Below are 471 nucleotides of genomic sequence, written 5' to 3'. Positions count from 1 at the left end.
TAATGGAGTTCGTTAAGAACTTCGTCTTCAATGGTGCAAAGATAACAAATACAAAGGATACATCATCAAACATCCGCCTAAATTCATCATATCTCCTATAAAGTCTTTCATACTGATAATCATTTAGAAAAATTCAAATCCTATAAAAGTACCACACAAATAGGAAAGGGAAGATACAATTCGAATCTTATTGTATTCGTTTCTGTAATAATAAGGTTTTGTTGTCGTAAGTAACCTCCTGTACCATAGAAATGACAGAGTTGTAACCTCCTATTGACACCGTAATGTCATCACTGTGGCACAGTTTTGTCTTCACAATGGTACTATTTGGGACATAGTAATATAGATGCTTTCTCCTATGCTTTCTACTCGCCATATAAATTAAGGCATGACGAGATATTCAGTAAGTTTCTGATTACAATTTTTCCTTAGTTCTTAACGAACTACGTCATCTTTTCCCTCAGGTTTCAT

This window comes from Parabacteroides sp. TM07-1AC (assembly GCF_003480915.1).
Classification (GTDB): Bacteria; Bacteroidota; Bacteroidia; order Bacteroidales; family Tannerellaceae; genus Parabacteroides; species Parabacteroides chongii.
Note: the sequence above shows the minus strand (reverse complement) of the source record.